Here is a 16,395-nt window from a genome sequence, read left to right on the forward strand (position 1 = left end):
GGGCGGGTCTTGTGCCTCGCCCCGGATTCAGCCTTCGAACGAGCCGTGCCGGCCGGCGCCGTCCGTGAAGCGAGTGGCGCCGGCGACGGTGTCGGTGGCCAGGGAGGTCTGGCCGTGGGTGAATTCGTTGGCCAGGGCGGCTTCCTCGGGCAAGCCGTGTTGCTCCAGTACCGACGCGCGGTCCTCGCGCAGGCAGGTCTGGGGAAACGCCGCGAGGTCTTGAGCCAGCTCCACCGCCGCGTCGAGGGCCCCGCCGGCGGGGACCACGCGGTTGGCCAGCCCCATCCGCAGGGCCTCGTCGGCGGCGACGGGGCGGCCCGTGAGGATCAGGTCCAGCGCGTGGCTCTGCCCGATCAGCCGCGGCAGCCGCACGGTGCCGCCGTCGATGAGGGGGACGCCCCAGCGGCGGCAGAAGACGCCGAAGACCGCCGTTTCGTCGGCGACGCGCAGGTCGCACCAGATCGCCAGTTCCAGACCGCCGGCGACGGCGTGGCCGGTGACCGCGGCGATGACCGGTTTGGTCAGGCGCAGGCGCGTCGGCCCCATCGGGCCGTCGCCCGTGGATTCGGTGCGGTTGCCGGCGCCGTCGGCCACGGCCTTGAGGTCGGCGCCCGCGCAGAAGGTGCCGCCGGCGCCCTGGAGCACGGCGACGGACGCACCCGGATCGGCGTCGAAGGCGCGGAAGGCGTCGGCGAGCGCCGAAGCCGTGGCGCGGTCCACGGCGTTGCGCCGCTCGGGGCGGTTGATCGTGACGATCGTGACCGGGCCGCGCTTCTCGACCAGGACGTTCATCGGCCCTCCCACAGGGGATCACGCAGGGCGCGGCGCAGGATCTTCCCCGCCGCGGACTTCGGTGTGGCGTCGACACGCTCTCCGGCACCTTGTACCCCGCGAGCAGCCCGCGCAAGTCCTCGACGGACACCGCGGCCCGGCGCCGCCGTGGTGCGGCGGTGGTGCGACCGCTGAGAAATCAGTGCGCCCGCAGGTGGTCGCGCAGGGCACGGGCGACCCGCGCCATCAGGATCTCCGCCTCGGGCTGGATCGCCGCCGGCACCCGCGACTCGGTGAGCGCGGCCACCGCGAACACCTGCCCGTCGGCGTGCTCGGCGACGCCCACCTCGTGCCGGAGGTTCAGCAGCGTGCCGGTTTTCGACGACCACTTCGTGGCGTCGGACCCGAAATCGGGCGTGAGCCGCTGCCGCAGCAGGTTGTGGGCCATCAGGTCCCGCACCCGCGCCGCCACCCAGGGGTCTATTGTGGACGGCCGCCACAACGCTTCCAGCAACGCCACATACGCCCGGGCCGAACCGGAGCTCGCGCGGCTGACGTCCAACTGCGAAACCGGATGCCCCCGCCCGGCCGTGCCCGCGCGGATGGCCAGCGCGTGGGCCAGGTGGACCTCACCGGGCTCGAACCGCTCGGCGGGGGTGTCGGCCAGCTCGGCCGTGGGGTGCCGCACGGAGACGCCGGTGATGCCCCAGCCGCGCAGCATCCGCGTGACCTCGGCGGGCGGCGTGAGCTCGAACAACGTGTCGGCCGCGGTGCCGTCGCTGATCGCCACGCTCAGGTAGAGCAGGTCGTCGATCGCGACCCGCGCGGGGTGGCGGAACCGGGCCAGCCCCGCGGGCCCCGCGGTGGTGACCCGCCCGGGCTGCACCTCCAGCTGCGTCGCGCCGTCCAGCTCACCCCGCCGCACGCGCTCGAGCGTGGCCGCCGCGAGCGGCACCTTCACCAGCGACGCGCTGGGGAACTCCAGGTCCGCGTCGAGCCCGAGCTCGCGCCCGGTGCGCAGATCACGCACGAGGAACGAGCCCCGCAGCCCACCGCTGTCGAGTTCGGCGCGCAGGTCGTGCAGCAGCGATGGGGTGGTCACGCGGGATCCTCCTCTTCCGGTGCGCCGAGGCACCGCGCGATGCCTGAACGGAGCCGGGTACGCAGGTGCTGGGCGTCTTCGCCGAGGGCGGCCGCGACGTCGAAGCCGCGGGCGAGCGGGGCGTCGCCGAGAGGGCGCCAGGTGAGGCCGAGCTCGGTGGCCTGGGTGGGGGAGCACAGGAGCAGGTCGGCGGAGCCGTAGACGGCCGCCGCGGCGGCGGTGAGGGAGTCGGCGACCGCGACCTGCGCCGGCTGGAGGCCGACGGAGTCGCGGCCGCGGAACACGCAGTCGCGCAGGTGGGGGACGTCGTCCTCGGGCTGGATCCACACGCGGCGGCGCTCCGCACGGGCGGCGCGGCCGGCGCGCAACGTTTCGAGGTGCACGACGGGCGGCAGCGGTCGGCGATCGGTGGCGGCGACGCCGAGCGGAACCGTCCACACGGCTTCGGTCTCGGGGACGGCGACCAGCGCCGCGCGCACCTCCTGCGTGCGCACGAGTTCGGCCCGCTCGCCCGGCGGGGCGGGCCGGAACTCGAGGAAAACGCCGAGCGCGCGGGCCTCGGCGTCGAGCTCGGCGAGGTCACGCGTCGGGCAGGTGCCGGGGACGGCGAGGCGCAGCGGGCGAAGCTTGGCGCGCTTGGCGTCGTGCTCCATGGCGTCGGCCAGGTGCACGAGACGGCGCGCGGAGGGCAGCATGTCGCGGCCGAACGCGGTGAGCTGCGCCCGCCGGGTCGCGCGGTCGAAGAGGCGCTCGCCGAGGTGACGTTCGAGCGCCGCGATCCGGCGGCTCGCCACGGGCTGGGGGATGCCGGCAACCGCCGCCCCGGCCGTGAAGCTCCCGGTCTCGCTCACACCCACGAACGCGCGGCAACTGCCGATCAAGTCCACGACCACACTGTATGCCAGATCAGCATGGAATTGCCCACTTCTGTCTTGGACAGCATGAACGCGCGACGTGAGACTGCGGATGTCGATCACTTTTCCCAAAGGGGGACCCGTGTTCCGCAAATCCGTCGTGACGGTTTCGGCCCTCGTGGTGCTCGCCGGGTGCGCCGCGCCCGTCGCACCCGCCGCGCCGCCCGCCAACCAGGCCGCCGCGGCCGTGGTGACCACCCACGACTTCGCCGACCTCGAACGGTCCTTCGGCGCCCGGCTCGGCGTCTACGCCGTGGACACCGGCTCGGGCCACGAAGTCGCCTACCGCGCCGACGAGCGTTTCGCCTACGCCTCGACCCACAAGGTGTTCACCGCCGCGGCCGTGCTGCAGAAGGTCGGGCTCGCCGGTCTCGACCGCGTGGTGCAGTACGGCCCGGGCGACGTCGTCTCGGACTCGCCGATCACCGAGAAGCACGCGGGCGAGGGCATGACGTTGCGCGCGATCATGGACGCCGCCCTGCGCTACAGCGACAACACCGGCGGCAACCTGCTCTTCCGCGAGATCGGCGGGCCCGCTGCCCTCACGACCTGGCTGCGCTCGATCGGCGACACCACCACCCACGTCGACCGCATCGAACCGACCCTCAACGAAACCGCGCCCGGCGATCTTCGCGACACGAGCACCCCGCGCGCCTGGGCCCGCAACCTGCGCACGGTGACGCTCGGCGACACCCTGCCCGCGCCCCTGCGCAAGGTGCTGACCGACACCATGCGCGCGAGCGCCACCGGCGGCAAGCTCATCCGCGCGGGAGTGCCCGCCAACTGGACCGTCGCCGACAAGAGCGGCACCGCCGACCACGGCACCCGCAACGACATCGCCCTCGCCTGGCCCCCGGGCCGCGCGCCGATCGTGCTCGTGGTGCTGTCCGACCACACCGCCGCCGACGCCTCCACCGAAGACGCACTCGTCGCCCACGCCGCGGCCGCCGCGATCAAGGCGCTGGGATGAGACGGTCTCCTGGAGGAAGCGACCGTCGCCGCCGCGACCTCGGTTATCGGGTGATCACCCGCGTGCTGGCCTTCGCACTGTGGCCACTCGCGGCGGTCTTCGCGCGGGGCCGGCCTACGCGCCAGCTCGCCTGCGCCTGGGCGCTCAGGATCCGGTTCCCGTCGGAAGACCTCACCGGCCTCTCACCCGGCACCCTGGCCGCCTTCACCGCGGCGCGCACCACGGCCCTCTGGCGCGATGGCACACTGCTCGGCCTCACGTCCGGCCACCGCGACGCCCGCACCCAGCACCACCTCTTCGCCGCGGAAGTCCGCCGCACCGGCATGGCCCGCCACACCCTGCCGCCGGCCGAGTCCCACCACGTCACCGGCACGGCCCTCGACGTCCGCCCCCGCGACGGCGCCGTCTGGCTCGAACGCCACGGCGCCGCCCACCACCTGTACCGCGTCTACGACAACGAGTGGTGGCACTTCGAATACCATCCCGAAGGCCGCCCGCCGCGGGTGCCGCACCCGGGCTTTTCCTTGGCGGAGGCGAAATCGTGAAAGGAAACCCGTTGCCCGGCCGTCGCCTCACCCGCCGGACCCTGCTCGCTGCCGCGGTGGCCGCCCCGATCGCGGGCTGCGCGGCACCGGCCGAACCGAGCGAACCAGCGCAACCGCCACCCCGCCCGATCCCGGCTCCCGCCCCGACGCCGGTGTCCACCGCGCCGCTGGCCGCGTTGGAGCGGAAGCACCGCGCCCGCCTGGGCATCCACGCCCTGGCCACCAAGACCGGCGCCACCCTGGACTACCGTGCGGACGAACGCTTCGCCTTCTGCTCCACCTTCAAGACCTTCGCCGTCGCCGCCGTGCTCCAGCGCCATCCACTGTCCTATCTGGACACCACCGTGCGCTACACCCGAGCCGAGGTCAACTCGTTCTCACCCATCACCGAACGCCACACCGCCACCGGGATGACCGTGCGGGAGCTGTGCGACGCCGCCATCCGTTACAGCGACGGCACCGCCGGCAATCTCCTGATGCGCGAAGCCGGAGGCCCGGCCGGGCTCACCGCGTACCTGCGGAGCCTGGGCGACGCGGTGAGCCGCATGGACCAGTACGAACCCGAGCTCAACCGCGATCGCCCCGAGGATCCGCGCGACACCACCACCCCACGAGCCCTCGCCCACGCTCACCGTCGCCTGTTGCTCGGGGACGCGCTGACTGCCGACCGCCGCGTGCTCGTCGAGGACTGGCTCGCGCGCAGCACCACGGGCGCGCAGACCATCCGCGCGGGCGTGCCCGCCGACTGGCGCGTGCTCGGCAAAACCGGCCACGGCGACTACGGCCGCGTCAACGACGTCGCCGTCGTCACCCCGCCCGGCGCGGCGCCGCTGGTCCTCGCCATCATGTCCGACCGCACCGCCTACGACGACGATCCGCCTTACACCCTGATCGCCGAGGCGGCGAAGTACCTCGCCGCGCACCTGGCGTGACAGCTCAGCCCTGGCGCGACCGGAACTCGTCCAGCACCCGGCGTTCGCGTTTCGTCGGCCGGCCCGTGCCGCGCTCGCGGCGAGCCACCGGGATCGCCGCTTCCGGCGGGGGTTTCGGCGTGCGGTCGATGAGGCACTTCGCGGCCTCGGGCGCGCCGACGCGTTTCTGGATGACCTGCACGACCTCGACCACGCGGGTGGTCGTGCCGATGCGGGCACGGACCTCGTCGCCGGGAACGACCGAGGTGGCGGGTTTGGCCGGGCGGTCGTTCACGCGCACGTGCCCGCCCCGGCACGCCGCGGCGGCGTCCGAGCGCGTCTTCGCCAGCCGGACGGCCCACAGCCAGCGGTCGACCCTGGTCGATTCCACGGTCCCATCATGCCCCAACCCGCGCGGGTCAGCGCCCGCGCATGGGCCGCGCCGCCGACGTGCCCAGCACGCGCCCCACCACCCAGGCCAGGGCGTCGGCCGTGCGCGCCGGCGTGTCGGACGGCTGCATCACGTGGCTGAGCACGGTGCGCACCACGAGGTCCACCACCACGGCGACCTGGTCGTCGTCCAGCGGTGGTTCGTAGGGGCGCACACGCTCGACCAGCATCGTCTTCGCCTCGGTGAGCAGCGAGCCCGCGCGCGTGGTGAGCAGGGGCAGCAGCTCGGTGTTCGTGCCGTGGGTCGCCGACGCGATGGCGCGCAGCAGCGTGTTGTCGTCAGCCAGGTCGAGCACGGCGCGGACGGCTTCGTAGATAGCCTCGACCAGGTCGTCGGGGTGGCGGTCGAACGCGGTGCGCACCACGGCGAGGAACCGGGCCAGCTCGTGGGAGATCATCACCTCGGCCAGCGCCGCCTTGGAGCCGATCTCGTTGTACACGGTCTGGCGGCTCACGCCGGCGGCGTCGGCCAGCCGCGCCATGGTGACCGCCGACCAGCCCCGCGCCGCGGTCAGCTCGATGGCCGCGGCGACGATCGCCTGCCGGTGCTGCCCGCCCTCGGGCGGCGCGGCCCGCACTGCCCAGCTCACGATCGTCATCCTAGGTCGCCTCCCGTGTGGTCCGGGCGAGCTCCACCGTCAGCCCCGCACCTTCAACGCCAGCATCGGGCACGCGTCCGTCGCGGCCGTGAGGTCCGTACGGTGTTCCTCGGCGGGAGTCTCGTCGAGGACGATCACCACGCCGTCGTCACCCACCTCGAAGAAGTCCGGCGCCATCGCCTCGCACATGCCCAGCCCCGCGCACAGCTCGCGGTCCGCCTCGATCCGCATCACGCGCCCACCGTTCCCGGAGCCACGAAGTCGACCTTCTCGCGCACGCCGCAGTCCGGGCAGCACCACGAGTCCGGGATCGCCGACCACGGCGTGCCGGCCGGGAAACCCTCGCGCGGATCACCGCGCTGCTCGTCGTAGACGTACCCGCAGCCGGGGCACATACCGCCCTCGGTGGCGTCGCCGTGCGTGTCCGCCACGGTCTGCTCGGCGGTCCTGCCGGTGCCGGATAGGGCCAGGATCTTGTCCCGCTTGCGTGGCTGGATGTTCGCCCGGGACAGGTCGCCGTCGAAGTGCGCGAGCACGCGCGGGTCCATGACTCGCCGCCACAACGGCGGCACCAGCGCCAGCACGATCATCCCCGCGTACCCGGTGGGCAGCACCGGTGATTCGGCGAAGTCGCGCAGCGTTTGGTAGCGGCGCGTGGGGTTGGCGTGGTGGTCGCTGTGGCGCTGCAGGTGGTACAGCAGCACGTTGGTGGCGATGTTGTTGGAGTTCCAGCTGTGGCTCGGGTCCACCCGCTCGTAGCGGCGCCGCTCCGGCGGGCCCACGCGCCGGCGCAGCATCCCGTAGTGCTCCATGTAGTTCACGACCTCCAGCAGCGAGAACCCCACCACCGCCTGGATCAGCAGGTACGGCAGGATCCCGATCCCCAGCCACACCAGCATCGCCGCCCACAGCACGGCCGACATCAGCCAGGCGTTGAGCACGTCGTTGCCGATGCGCAACGGGTGCTTGCCGTGCCGGGCGTAGCGCTTGCGTTCCAGCCGCCACGCCGACCTGAGCGACCCGCCGACCGTCCGCGGCCAGAAGCGGTAGAAGCTCTCGCCGACGCGGCTCGAGGCGGGGTCCTCGGGCGTGGCCACGCGCACGTGGTGGCCGCGGTTGTGCTCGATGTAGAAGTGCCCGTAGAAGCTCTGCGCGAGCGCGATCTTCGACAGCCAGCGCTCGTGGCTTTCCTTCTTGTGGCCCAGTTCGTGGGCGGTGTTGATGCCGATGCCGCCGATGCACCCGATGGAGGCGGCCAGCCCGATCTTGTCCACGACCGTGAGGTCCCCGCGCCCGATCAGCCAGAACGCGGTCACGAACCCGACGTACTGGATCGGCAGGAACAGGTACGTGATCCAGCGGTAGTAGCGGTCCTTCTCGAGCCGGTCGAGCACGTCGTCGGGCGGGTTGCTGCGGTCGAGCCCCGCGACCAGGTCGATCAAGGGCACCACCCCGAGGATCACGATCGGCCCGGTCCAGAACCACCCGCCCCAGCCGGTGGCCGCGTGCAGGCCGATGGCCAGGAACGCGAGCGAGGGCACCACGAGCCCGATCAGCCACAGGTACCGCTTGCGGTCCGTCCACGACTCGGTCGACCCGGCGGGCACCGTTCCCACGGCTTCGCTCATCTCGTCCTCCTCTGTCGACGACGCTGCCGACGCGGTTGACAAGACGGTAAGTGATGTACACCTTCCTTGACAAGTCGAGCGAAAATGTAAAGCAAGGTCGGTTGCCTGGCCGGCGGCGTAGATTCGAACGATGACCGAGTGGTCTTCGGGTGAGGCGTACGAGCGGTACGTCGGACGCTGGAGCCGCCGGGTGGCCGCGGCGTTCGTCGAGGCCACGGTGGTCGCGCCCGGCGCGCGCTGGCTCGACGTGGGCTGCGGTACCGGCGCGCTGACGAACGCGGTGCTGGCCGCGGCCGACCCCGGTTGTGTGGTCGGGTTGGACGCGGCCGAGGCGTTCGTCGGCCACGCGGCGACGAGGGTCGGGGACCCGCGCGCGGCGTTCGTCGCCGGGGACGCCCAGTCGCTGCCGATGCGCAGCCACGCGTTCGACGCCGCCGTGAGCGGGCTGGCGCTCAACTTCCTGCCCGACCCGGCGCGCGCGGTCGCCGAGTGGGCGCGGGTCGTGAAGCCCGGGGGAGTGGTCGCCGCGTACGTGTGGGACTACGCCGAGGGCATGGAGCTGATGAGGTGGTTCTGGGACGCCGCCGCGGTGCTCGACCCGGCCGTCGCCGAGCTCGACGAGGGCCGCCGCTTTCCCTTGTGCCGTCCCGAGCCGCTGAGTCGACTGTGGACGGACGCCGGACTGACCGGTGTGGTGGTGCGCGCGATCGGCGTGCGCACCGCGTTCGCCGGCTTCGACGACTACTGGCTCCCGTTCCTCGGCGGGCAGGGCCCGGCGCCCGGGTACACCGTGCAGCTACGCGAAGATCGCCGCCAGGCGCTGCGCGACCTGCTGCACGCCCGGCTGCCGATCGCCGCCGACGGCTCGATCACCCTCACGGCGCGGGCGTGGGCCGTGAGGGGCAGCGTGCCACCACGCTGATTCGCGGGAAACGGCGAAAGGCGCCACCCGGGTGAAAACCCGGCCGGGAAAAGCCCGGACGGAGCAAAACCGACCCGTGCCGCACGCCGCGCGAACACCGGCGGCTGACGCTGCGCGAGCAGCCGAAACTCCCGCACTCACGCGGGCTTCGCCCGAACTTCCCGTCACTGTAGGTTTGCCGCGGCCGCCCGGCGTGCGACGGTGGTGGCGGGTCATCCGGCAGGTGCACGACGACGAGTCATTCTTGATTCATTCCAGAATCTGCGGCACACTGCCTGGCGTGCCAACGACTTCGGACTTCGAGCGCATGCTGCGCGGGGCGGCTCTGCGGGTGACGCGTCCTCGGGTGGCGGTGTTGTCCGCGGTGCACGATCGTCCCCACGCCGACACCGCGTCGCTGATCGGTGCCGTGCGCGCGGACCTCGGCGAGGTGTCCCACCAGGCCGTCTACGACGTCCTGGCCGTGCTGACCTCCGCGGGGCTCGTGCGGCGGATCGAGCCCGAGGGCTCGGTCGCGCGGTACGAGGCCCGGGTGGGGGACAACCACCACCACGTCGTGTGCCGCTCGTGCGGTGCGATCGCCGATGTCGACTGCGCCGTCGGGGCCGCGCCCTGCCTGACCGCGTCCGACGACCACGGGTTCGTCATCGACGAGGCCGAGGTCATCTACTGGGGCCTGTGCCCCGACTGCACCACCGTTTCCCGCACCGATTCCCGGAAGGATTCCCGTGTCTGACACCCCCAACGCCGAAGTCGGCGAGATGAACGTGGAGAGCGCGGGCGGGTGCCCCGTCCACACGGGGCGCTTCGCGCACCCCACGGAGGGCGGCAGCAACCGTGACTGGTGGCCGAACCAGCTCAACCTCTCGATCCTCCGGAAGCACTCGACCGTGGCCAACCCCATGGACGAGGACTTCGACTACGCCAAGGAGTTCCAGACCGTCGACCTCGACGAGCTGGCGCGCGACGTCGACGCGGTCCTGACCACCTCGCAGGACTGGTGGCCCGCCGACTTCGGTCACTACGGCGGCTTCATGATCCGCATGGCGTGGCACAGCGCCGGCACCTACCGCATCGAGGACGGCCGCGGTGGCGCGGGCGCCGGCATGCAGCGTTTCGCGCCGCTGAACAGCTGGCCGGACAACGGCAACCTGGACAAGGCCCGCCGTCTGCTGTGGCCGGTGAAGAAGAAGTACGGCAAGAAGATCTCGTGGGCCGACCTCATGATCTTCACGGGCAACCGCGCCCTGGAGACCATGGGCTTCAAGACTTTCGGCTTCGCCGGTGGCCGCGAAGACGTGTACGAGCCCGACCAGGACGTGTACTGGGGCCCGGAGCGCACCTGGCTGGGCGACGAGCGCTACACCGGTGACCGCGAGCTCGAGGCACCGCTGGCCGCCGTGCAGATGGGCCTGATCTACGTCAACCCCGAGGGCCCGAACGGGAACCCGGACCCGGTGGCCTCGGGTCGCGACATCCGCGAGACGTTCCGCCGCATGGCGATGAACGACGAGGAGACCGTCGCCCTGATCGCCGGCGGCCACACCTTCGGCAAGACCCACGGTGCGGCCGACGCCGACGAGTTCGTCTCCGCCGAGCCCGAGGGCGCGCCGCTCGAGGAGCAGGGCCTGGGCTGGAAGAACAGCTTCGGCTCGGGCAAGGGCCGCGACGCCATCACCAGTGGCATCGAGGTCACCTGGACCCCGACCCCGACCAAGTGGAGCAACTGGTTCTTCCACAACCTGTTCGAATACGAGTGGGAGCTGGAGACCGGCCCCGGTGGTGCGCACCAGTGGAAGCCGGCCAACGGCGCGGCCGCGAACACCGTGCCGGACCCCGAGACCGGTGAGCTCAACCGCGCGCCGGGCATGCTGACCGCGGACCTCGCGCTGCGCTTCGACCCGATCTACGAGCCGATCTCGCGCCGCTTCTACGAGAACCCGCAGGAGTTCGCGGACACCTTCGCCCGCGCCTGGTACAAGCTGACCCACCGCGACATGGGTCCGGTCCAGCGCTACCTCGGCCCGCTCGTCCCGGACGAGGCCCTCATCTGGCAGGACCGCGTGCCGGCCGTGGACCACGAGCTGGTCGACGACGCCGATGTCGCGGACCTCAAGGCCAAGCTGCTCGACTCGGGCCTCACCACGGCGCAGCTGGTGTCCACCGCGTGGGCGTCGGCCTCGACGTTCCGCATCGGGGACAAGCGCGGTGGCGCCAACGGTGCCCGCCTGCGCCTCGAGCCGCAGCGCGGCTGGGAGGTCAACAACCCCGACGAGCTGGCGCAGGTGCTGCGCACGCTCGAAGGTGTGCAGGAAGCCTTCAACAGCGCCCAGTCGGGCGGCAAGAAGATCTCCCTCGCCGACCTGATCGTGCTCGGCGGCGCCGCGGGTGTCGAGAAGGCCGCGAAGGAGGCGGGCGTCACCATCACGGTGCCGTTCACCCCGGGCCGCACCGACGCGACGGAGGAGCAGACCGACGCCGAGTCGTTCGTGCCGCTCGAGCCGAAGGCCGACGGCTTCCGCAACTACCGCGGCAAGGGCAACCGCCTGCCGAGCGAGTACCTGCTCATCGACCGCGCGAACCTGCTGAACCTGAGTGCGCCCGAGATGACCGTGCTCGTGGGCGGCCTGCGCGTGCTGGGCGCCAACTACCAGGCGTCGAAGCAGGGCGTGTTCACCGACACGCCGGGCGCGCTGACCAACGACTTCTTCGCCAACCTGCTCGACATGGGCGTGGAGTGGAAGACGGTGTCGGAGGACGGCGAGGCCTTCGAGGGCCGCGACCGCGCCACCGGCGAGGTCAAGTGGACCGGCAGCCGCGTCGACCTGCTCTTCGGGTCGAACTCGGAGCTGCGGGCCGTGGCCGAGGTCTACGCCGCCGACGACGCCAAGGAGAAGTTCGTGAAGGACTTCGTCGCCGCGTGGGACAAGGTCATGATGCTGGACCGGTACGACCTGGTCTGAGCGTGACGCGGGGGCCCTCGGGCTCCCGGTGACGTCGGAGAAGGGGGCGGGGACCGCGGGTCCTCGCCCCCTTTTCTCGTGCCTGGACAACCGCGGTGCCGCAGGTCGCGGTCGTGGTGCGGGCCTGGAGGTCACGGTGTGGTGTACCGCTGGTTGACACAGCGCCGCCTCGGGGTGCACTATCATGATTAATCCCGTTGGAAACGTTTCCAACTACTCGGATCGCAACTTTGGAAACGTTTCCAGATAGAGATCCGGGACCCGGACCACTACCGAGGTTTGAGCGACGATGACGTCAACACGGGCCACGCTGATCCAGGTGGCCGAGCGCGCCGGGGTGTCACTGGCGTCCACCTCCCGTGCCCTGCACGGGGTGGGGGCGAGCAAAGCGATGGTCGAGCGCGTCCGGGCCGCCGCGGAAGAGCTGGGGTACAGCGCCGACGCGATCGGCCGCTCGTTGCGGATGAAGAAGACGTTCCAGGTCGCGTTCGCGGTGGCGGACATCGGCAACCCGGTCTACGTCGAGATGATGCGCGCGATCCACGAGGTGCTGGCGCCGCACGGGTACCGGGTGGTCGTCATGTCGACAGGGGACACCTCCGACTCGACGATCGAGCTGGTCCGCAGCCTGGGCAGCGGCTTCGTCGACGGCATGGTCGTGAGCCCGCTGCGCACCGACGACGGCCTGATCGCCGAGATCCAGCAGGCTCCCGTGCCGGTCGTGGTGATCGGGCGGGCGATGGACGATCGCGGCATCAGCTCCGTGTCCACGGACTCCGCCGGCGGGATCGGCGAGGCCGTGCGCCACCTGCACGCGATCGGCCGCCGCCGCATCGGATTCCTCAACGGCCCCCTCGACACGACACCGGGTGCTTCTCGCCAGCGCGGTTTCGACGCCGCGGTCGGCGCCGGCGACCTCGTCGCCGAGCGGATCGAGCGCGAGACCGCCGAGGACTTCACCGTCGGCGCCGGCCTCGAGGCCGCTCGCCGGATCCTGGCCCGGGTGCCCGAAGGCGAGCCCCAGCTCGACGCACTGGTCGCGGCCAACGACCTGCTCGCCATCGGCGCCATCCGCGCCGTGCGCGAGCTGGGTTTGTCGGTGCCGGAGGACGTCGCCGTGACGGGCATGGACGACACCGAGATCGGCCGGGTTTTCCAGCCCAGCCTCACCAGCGTCTCCCTCGGCGCGACCGAACGCGGGCGCGCCGCGGCCCGGCTCATGCTGCAGCTCGCCGACGACCCCGGCCAGCCGGCCCAGCAGGTGTCGGTGGGCGCGGAGCTCGTGGTGCGCGAATCGACGATGACCACCGGACGGGGTGCGTGATGACAGTACGGCTTGTGTGCCTTCGACCGGCGGCGCCCGAAACCGGACCCGCACCGGACCGCCGCGAGCGGCCCGTCGCGCCGGTCTCCGGCCGGGTGGACCCGGCACCGGCCGGTGCCGAGCGAGGTGACCGATGACCAGCCCGTCGCTGACCGAGCCGGCCCGCGGCACCGCGCGGCCCCCGGCGCCGCGCTCGGCCAAGCGCGTGAAGCCCATGGCCCGCACGCGCCGGCGTGAGGCGATCGCGCTGGTGCTGCCGTCGTTGATCCCGATCCTGGTGCTGAGCGTGGCACCGCTCGTGGTCGGCGTGTTCCTCGCCTTCACGAACGCACGCCTCGTGCGCCACCCGGATTACGGCTTCGCGGGGCTGGACAACTTCGCGCGCCTCGGCGGCAACGCGTTGTTCTGGGACTCGCTGCGGATCGGCATGATCTGGACCGTCGGCGTGACGCTGTTGCAGCTCGCGGCGGCGATGGGTTTGGCGCTGCTGCTCAACTCCGGCCTGAAGCTGCAAGGCCTGACCCGCGTGCTGGCGCTCGTGCCGTGGGCGATGCCGCCCGTGGTCGTGGCGATCATGTGGCAGATGATCTACTCGGCCAACGGCGGTCCGCTCAACGCGTTCCTCGGGTCGGTGGGCCTGCCCAGCGACATCAACTGGCTCGGCGACTTCTCCACGGCGCTGCCGGCGGTGATCGTCGTCGGCGTGTGGGTCGGGATGCCGCAGACCACGGTGACGCTCCTGGCCGGGCTGCAGCAGATCCCCGGCGAGCTGCTGGAGGCCGCGGCGGTCGACGGCGCCGGCGCGTGGCGGAAGTTCACGGCCGTGACGTGGCCGGCGATGCGGCCGATCGTCACGTCGATCACCTCGCTGAACTTCATCTGGAACTTCAACTCGTTCTCGCTGGTCTACGTGCTCACCGCCGGTGGGCCGGGCGGCAAGACGATGGTGCCGGTGCTGTTCATCTACCTGGAAGCCTTCAAGAACCGCGAGATCGGCTACGCCGCGGCGATGGGACTCGTCGTCGTGATCGTGGTGGTGCTGATCCTCGCCGTGTACCTGCGGTCGCAGTTCCGCACCGAGGACCGCGCGGAAAAGGGGCGCTGAGCCATGCGTTCACTCGCTCGCCCGGCCCAGTACGTGGCCCTGGCGTTGTACATCCTGTTCCTCGGTTTCCCGCTGCTGTGGCTGATCTCGGCGTCGGTGAAGTCCTCGGGTGAGCTCAACTCGCTCACCGTGAGCATCCTGCCGCACGAGTGGCACTGGGAGAACTACAGCGAAGCCCTGACGCGCCAAGGACTTCTGCACTCGGCGTGGAACAGCCTGCTCGTGGCGCTGGCCTCGACGGTGCTGTCGATCATCATCTCGGTGCCGGCGTCCTACGTGCTGGCCCGGCTGAAGGGGAAGGTCCGCATCGCGGGCGTCGGCTGGATCCTGGTGAGCCAGGTCTTCCCGGTGGTGCTGATCATCCTGCCGCTGTTCCTGATCCTGCGCACGCTCGGGCTGGCCGACAACCTCGTCGGGCTCACGCTCGTGCACACCACGTACATGTTGCCGTTCGCGTTGTGGATGCTGCAGGGTTACGTGGCCGCGATTCCCGCGGAGCTCGAAGAAGCGGGCGCGATGGACGGCGCCGGCCGGTTCACCGTGCTGCGCACGATCGTCTTCCCGCTGCTGATGCCCGGTGTGGTGGCGACGGCGATGTTCAGCTTCGTGTCGTCGTGGAACGAGTTCTTCTTCGCCCTGGTGTTGTTGCAGTCACCCGAGAACTACACGCTGCCCATCACCTTGAACATGTTCGTGGGCGGCGAGGGCAAGACCGCCCTCGGGCCGCTCGCCGCCGGGGCCGTGCTGGCCGCGATCCCCAGCATCGTCTTCTTCAGCATCCTGCGGAGGAAGCTCACCGGCGGGCTCATGGCCGGAGCGGTGAAGGGATGACCCGCGCCGCTCGAACACCCCAAGTCCCCCAACAGAAATCCCCGAAAGGTCGGTCGATGAAGACACGACGCGTGCTGGCGGCCGCCAGCCTGATGGTCACCGCCCTGCTCGTCGCCGCGTGTGGCAGCGGCAGTGGCAGCGACGACGCGAGCGGTCCCGTGACCCTCACGTTCCAGTCCTTGTCCGACCAGCCCGCGGCGATCGCCGAGACGCAGAAGATCGTGGGCGCCTGGAACTCCTCCCACAAGGACGTCCAGGTCAAGATCGTGCAGGCCGGCTGGGACAGCGTCTACGACAAGCTGATCACCCAGTTCAACGCGGGCACCGCGCCGGACGTCGTGCACTACGAGGCGGCCGGCATCGAGCCGTTCGCCGAGGACGACTACCTCGCCGACCTCACGCCGTACCTGTCGCAGGACAAGCGCGCCGACTTCCAGAAGGGCGTGCTGGACTCGGTGACGTTCGACGGCAAGGTCGTCGCGTACCCGACCGAGGTGCAGTCCTATGTGGTCTTCGCGAACAAGAAGCTGCTGCAGCAGGCCGGCGTGACCGTGCCGACCGGCAAGACGATGACCTGGGACCAGCTGCGCCAGATCTCGAAGGCCACGACGAAGGGCGGCAAGTACGGCCTCGGCTGGGGGCTCTCGAGCCCGACCGCCGCGTTCGTCGCGCTGGCCCCGGCCTTCGGTGGCAAGTACTTCCAGGGCACCGGTGACCAGGCGAACCTGACGGTGGGCGAAGGCGAGCAGGCGCTGCCGAAGCTCGTGGACGAGATGGCGTACCAGGACAAGTCGATCCTGCCCGTCACGCTCACGCAGTCGGGTTCCAAGGCGCTCGCGCCGTTCTACGCCGGCCAGATCGCGATGACCGTGCAGGGTTCGTACCAGGCCGCGAACATCGCGAAGGACGCGCCGAAGGGCTTCGACTGGGTCGTGCTGCCCCCGCTCGCCGGCCCGGCCGGTCCCGCGCAGGCCGCCAGCCCGCAGACGCTGTCGGTGAACAAGGACTCCAAGCACGTCAAGGAAGCGGCCGAGTTCATCGACTACTTCACCAACACCGACAACCTGGCCGCGATGAACGAGGCCGACGCGCTGATCCCGCCCACGAACTCGGCTCGCCAGGCGCTTGCCACGAAGCTCGCCGGGAAGACCGGCTGGGACCAGATCCTCGCCTCGGGCCAGTACCTCACCTCGGCGCCGTACCTGTTCGCGAGCAAGTACCCGCAGTGGAAGGACACCATCGCCACGCCGGCGTACCAGCAGTTCCTCGGACAGAAGATCGACGCAGGAGGTCTCGCCACCCAGCTGCAGAACGGCTGGAAGAGCGTCACCACCAACTGAAGTCACCAACTGAAGTACGG

At 71.2% G+C, this 16,395-nt stretch carries 17 protein-coding genes; 10 read left to right on the forward strand and 7 right to left on the reverse strand.

Features of this window, described 5'->3' with window-relative positions; genetic code table 11:
- Positions 1-27 precede the first annotated feature (27 nt).
- The 3 genes from ACWEOE_RS25940 to ACWEOE_RS25950 all read right to left on the reverse strand — a co-directional run bounded on the left by ACWEOE_RS25940 (position 28) and on the right by ACWEOE_RS25950 (position 2,766).
- The gene (locus tag ACWEOE_RS25940; RefSeq protein WP_452013369.1) at positions 28-792 is read right to left on the reverse strand and encodes a crotonase/enoyl-CoA hydratase family protein; all 765 of its coding nucleotides are present in this window, start codon (positions 790-792) and stop codon (positions 28-30) included.
- A gap of 178 nt (positions 793-970) precedes the next feature.
- The gene (locus ACWEOE_RS25945; protein WP_452013372.1) at positions 971-1,873 is read right to left on the reverse strand and encodes a serine hydrolase; all 903 of its coding nucleotides are present in this window, start codon (positions 1,871-1,873) and stop codon (positions 971-973) included.
- Positions 1,870-2,766: a LysR family transcriptional regulator gene (locus ACWEOE_RS25950; protein ID WP_452013374.1), complete on the reverse strand. Its 897-nt coding sequence runs from the start codon at positions 2,764-2,766 to the stop codon at positions 1,870-1,872. The genes ACWEOE_RS25945 and ACWEOE_RS25950 overlap by 4 nt, the downstream gene beginning before the upstream one ends.
- Positions 2,767-2,839: 73 nt before the next feature.
- On the opposite strand from ACWEOE_RS25950, the gene bla (ACWEOE_RS25955) reads away from it, so the two are divergent.
- From bla (ACWEOE_RS25955) to bla (ACWEOE_RS25965), 3 genes are read left to right on the forward strand one after another with little or no spacing between them, the layout of a single operon-like run.
- Positions 2,840-3,757, forward strand: coding sequence for a class A beta-lactamase (gene bla, locus ACWEOE_RS25955; RefSeq protein WP_452013376.1), 918 nt, complete (start codon positions 2,840-2,842; stop codon positions 3,755-3,757).
- On the forward strand, positions 3,754-4,302 hold the full coding sequence (locus ACWEOE_RS25960; protein ID WP_452013378.1) for a D-alanyl-D-alanine carboxypeptidase: 549 nt from the start codon (positions 3,754-3,756) through the stop codon (positions 4,300-4,302). The genes bla (ACWEOE_RS25955) and ACWEOE_RS25960 overlap by 4 nt, the downstream gene beginning before the upstream one ends.
- An 11-nt stretch (positions 4,303-4,313) precedes the next feature.
- Positions 4,314-5,234, forward strand: coding sequence for a class A beta-lactamase (gene bla, locus ACWEOE_RS25965; protein ID WP_452013380.1), 921 nt, complete (start codon positions 4,314-4,316; stop codon positions 5,232-5,234).
- Between the two features lie 4 nt (positions 5,235-5,238).
- Here the strand turns inward: bla (ACWEOE_RS25965) and ACWEOE_RS25970 are convergent, their stop codons facing one another.
- Genes ACWEOE_RS25970 through ACWEOE_RS25985 form a run of 4 tightly spaced genes read right to left on the reverse strand, consistent with a single transcriptional unit; the run spans position 5,239 to position 7,890 of the window.
- Complete coding sequence (locus ACWEOE_RS25970; RefSeq protein WP_452013382.1) at positions 5,239-5,604, reverse strand: RNA-binding S4 domain-containing protein; 366 nt, start codon at positions 5,602-5,604, stop codon at positions 5,239-5,241.
- A gap of 28 nt (positions 5,605-5,632) precedes the next feature.
- Positions 5,633-6,262 carry a TetR family transcriptional regulator gene (locus tag ACWEOE_RS25975; RefSeq protein ID WP_452013385.1) on the reverse strand — a complete coding sequence of 210 codons (630 nt, stop codon included), beginning with the start codon at positions 6,260-6,262 and terminating at the stop codon, positions 5,633-5,635.
- A gap of 39 nt (positions 6,263-6,301) precedes the next feature.
- Entirely contained in the window at positions 6,302-6,493 is a 192-nt protein-coding gene (locus ACWEOE_RS25980) for a ferredoxin (protein ID WP_452013388.1), read from the reverse strand.
- Complete coding sequence (locus ACWEOE_RS25985) at positions 6,493-7,890, reverse strand: fatty acid desaturase (RefSeq protein ID WP_452013390.1); 1,398 nt, start codon at positions 7,888-7,890, stop codon at positions 6,493-6,495. Before ACWEOE_RS25985 ends, ACWEOE_RS25980 begins: the two co-directional genes overlap by 1 nt.
- Positions 7,891-8,020: 130 nt before the next feature.
- Between ACWEOE_RS25985 and ACWEOE_RS25990 the strand changes: the two genes are divergently transcribed.
- From ACWEOE_RS25990 to ACWEOE_RS26020, 7 genes are all read left to right on the forward strand, one after another.
- The gene (locus ACWEOE_RS25990; RefSeq protein WP_452013393.1) at positions 8,021-8,812 is read left to right on the forward strand and encodes a class I SAM-dependent methyltransferase; all 792 of its coding nucleotides are present in this window, start codon (positions 8,021-8,023) and stop codon (positions 8,810-8,812) included.
- 280 nt (positions 8,813-9,092) lie between these two features.
- Positions 9,093-9,548 carry a Fur family transcriptional regulator gene (locus ACWEOE_RS25995; protein ID WP_452013395.1) on the forward strand — a complete coding sequence of 152 codons (456 nt, stop codon included), beginning with the start codon at positions 9,093-9,095 and terminating at the stop codon, positions 9,546-9,548.
- Positions 9,541-11,775: a catalase/peroxidase HPI gene (gene katG, locus ACWEOE_RS26000; protein ID WP_452013398.1), complete on the forward strand. Its 2,235-nt coding sequence runs from the start codon at positions 9,541-9,543 to the stop codon at positions 11,773-11,775. Before ACWEOE_RS25995 ends, katG begins: the two co-directional genes overlap by 8 nt.
- A 289-nt stretch (positions 11,776-12,064) precedes the next feature.
- Positions 12,065-13,099: a LacI family DNA-binding transcriptional regulator gene (locus ACWEOE_RS26005; RefSeq protein WP_452013401.1), complete on the forward strand. Its 1,035-nt coding sequence runs from the start codon at positions 12,065-12,067 to the stop codon at positions 13,097-13,099.
- A 133-nt stretch (positions 13,100-13,232) separates the two neighbouring features.
- Positions 13,233-14,204 carry a carbohydrate ABC transporter permease gene (locus ACWEOE_RS26010; RefSeq protein WP_452013403.1) on the forward strand — a complete coding sequence of 324 codons (972 nt, stop codon included), beginning with the start codon at positions 13,233-13,235 and terminating at the stop codon, positions 14,202-14,204.
- A 3-nt stretch (positions 14,205-14,207) separates the two neighbouring features.
- Entirely contained in the window at positions 14,208-15,035 is an 828-nt protein-coding gene (locus ACWEOE_RS26015) for a carbohydrate ABC transporter permease (protein ID WP_452013405.1), read from the forward strand.
- Positions 15,036-15,091: 56 nt separating this feature from the next.
- Entirely contained in the window at positions 15,092-16,375 is a 1,284-nt protein-coding gene (locus ACWEOE_RS26020; protein WP_452013407.1) for an ABC transporter substrate-binding protein, read from the forward strand.
- The last annotated feature ends 20 nt before the right edge of the window (positions 16,376-16,395 follow it).

The organism is Amycolatopsis sp. NPDC004368 (genome assembly GCF_053602515.1).

Bases quoted from the DNA above. Each gene is read 5' to 3' on its own strand.
- ACWEOE_RS25980 (WP_452013388.1), bottom strand. From the start codon at position 6,493: ATGCGGATCGAGGCGGACCGCGAGCTGTGCGCGGGGCTGGGCATGTGC.
- ACWEOE_RS25975 (WP_452013385.1), bottom strand. From the start codon at position 6,262: ATGACGATCGTGAGCTGGGCAGTGCGGGCCGCGCCGCCCGAGGGCGGG.
- ACWEOE_RS26005 (WP_452013401.1), top strand. From the start codon at position 12,065: ATGACGTCAACACGGGCCACGCTGATCCAGGTGGCCGAGCGCGCCGGG.
- ACWEOE_RS25990 (WP_452013393.1), top strand. From the start codon at position 8,021: ATGACCGAGTGGTCTTCGGGTGAGGCGTACGAGCGGTACGTCGGACGC.
- bla (WP_452013376.1), top strand. From the start codon at position 2,840: ATGTCGATCACTTTTCCCAAAGGGGGACCCGTGTTCCGCAAATCCGTC.
- ACWEOE_RS26015 (WP_452013405.1), top strand. From the start codon at position 14,208: ATGCGTTCACTCGCTCGCCCGGCCCAGTACGTGGCCCTGGCGTTGTAC.
- ACWEOE_RS25940 (WP_452013369.1), bottom strand. From the start codon at position 792: ATGAACGTCCTGGTCGAGAAGCGCGGCCCGGTCACGATCGTCACGATC.
- ACWEOE_RS26010 (WP_452013403.1), top strand. From the start codon at position 13,233: ATGACCAGCCCGTCGCTGACCGAGCCGGCCCGCGGCACCGCGCGGCCC.
- ACWEOE_RS25960 (WP_452013378.1), top strand. From the start codon at position 3,754: ATGAGACGGTCTCCTGGAGGAAGCGACCGTCGCCGCCGCGACCTCGGT.
- ACWEOE_RS26020 (WP_452013407.1), top strand. From the start codon at position 15,092: ATGAAGACACGACGCGTGCTGGCGGCCGCCAGCCTGATGGTCACCGCC.
- ACWEOE_RS25985 (WP_452013390.1), bottom strand. From the start codon at position 7,890: ATGAGCGAAGCCGTGGGAACGGTGCCCGCCGGGTCGACCGAGTCGTGG.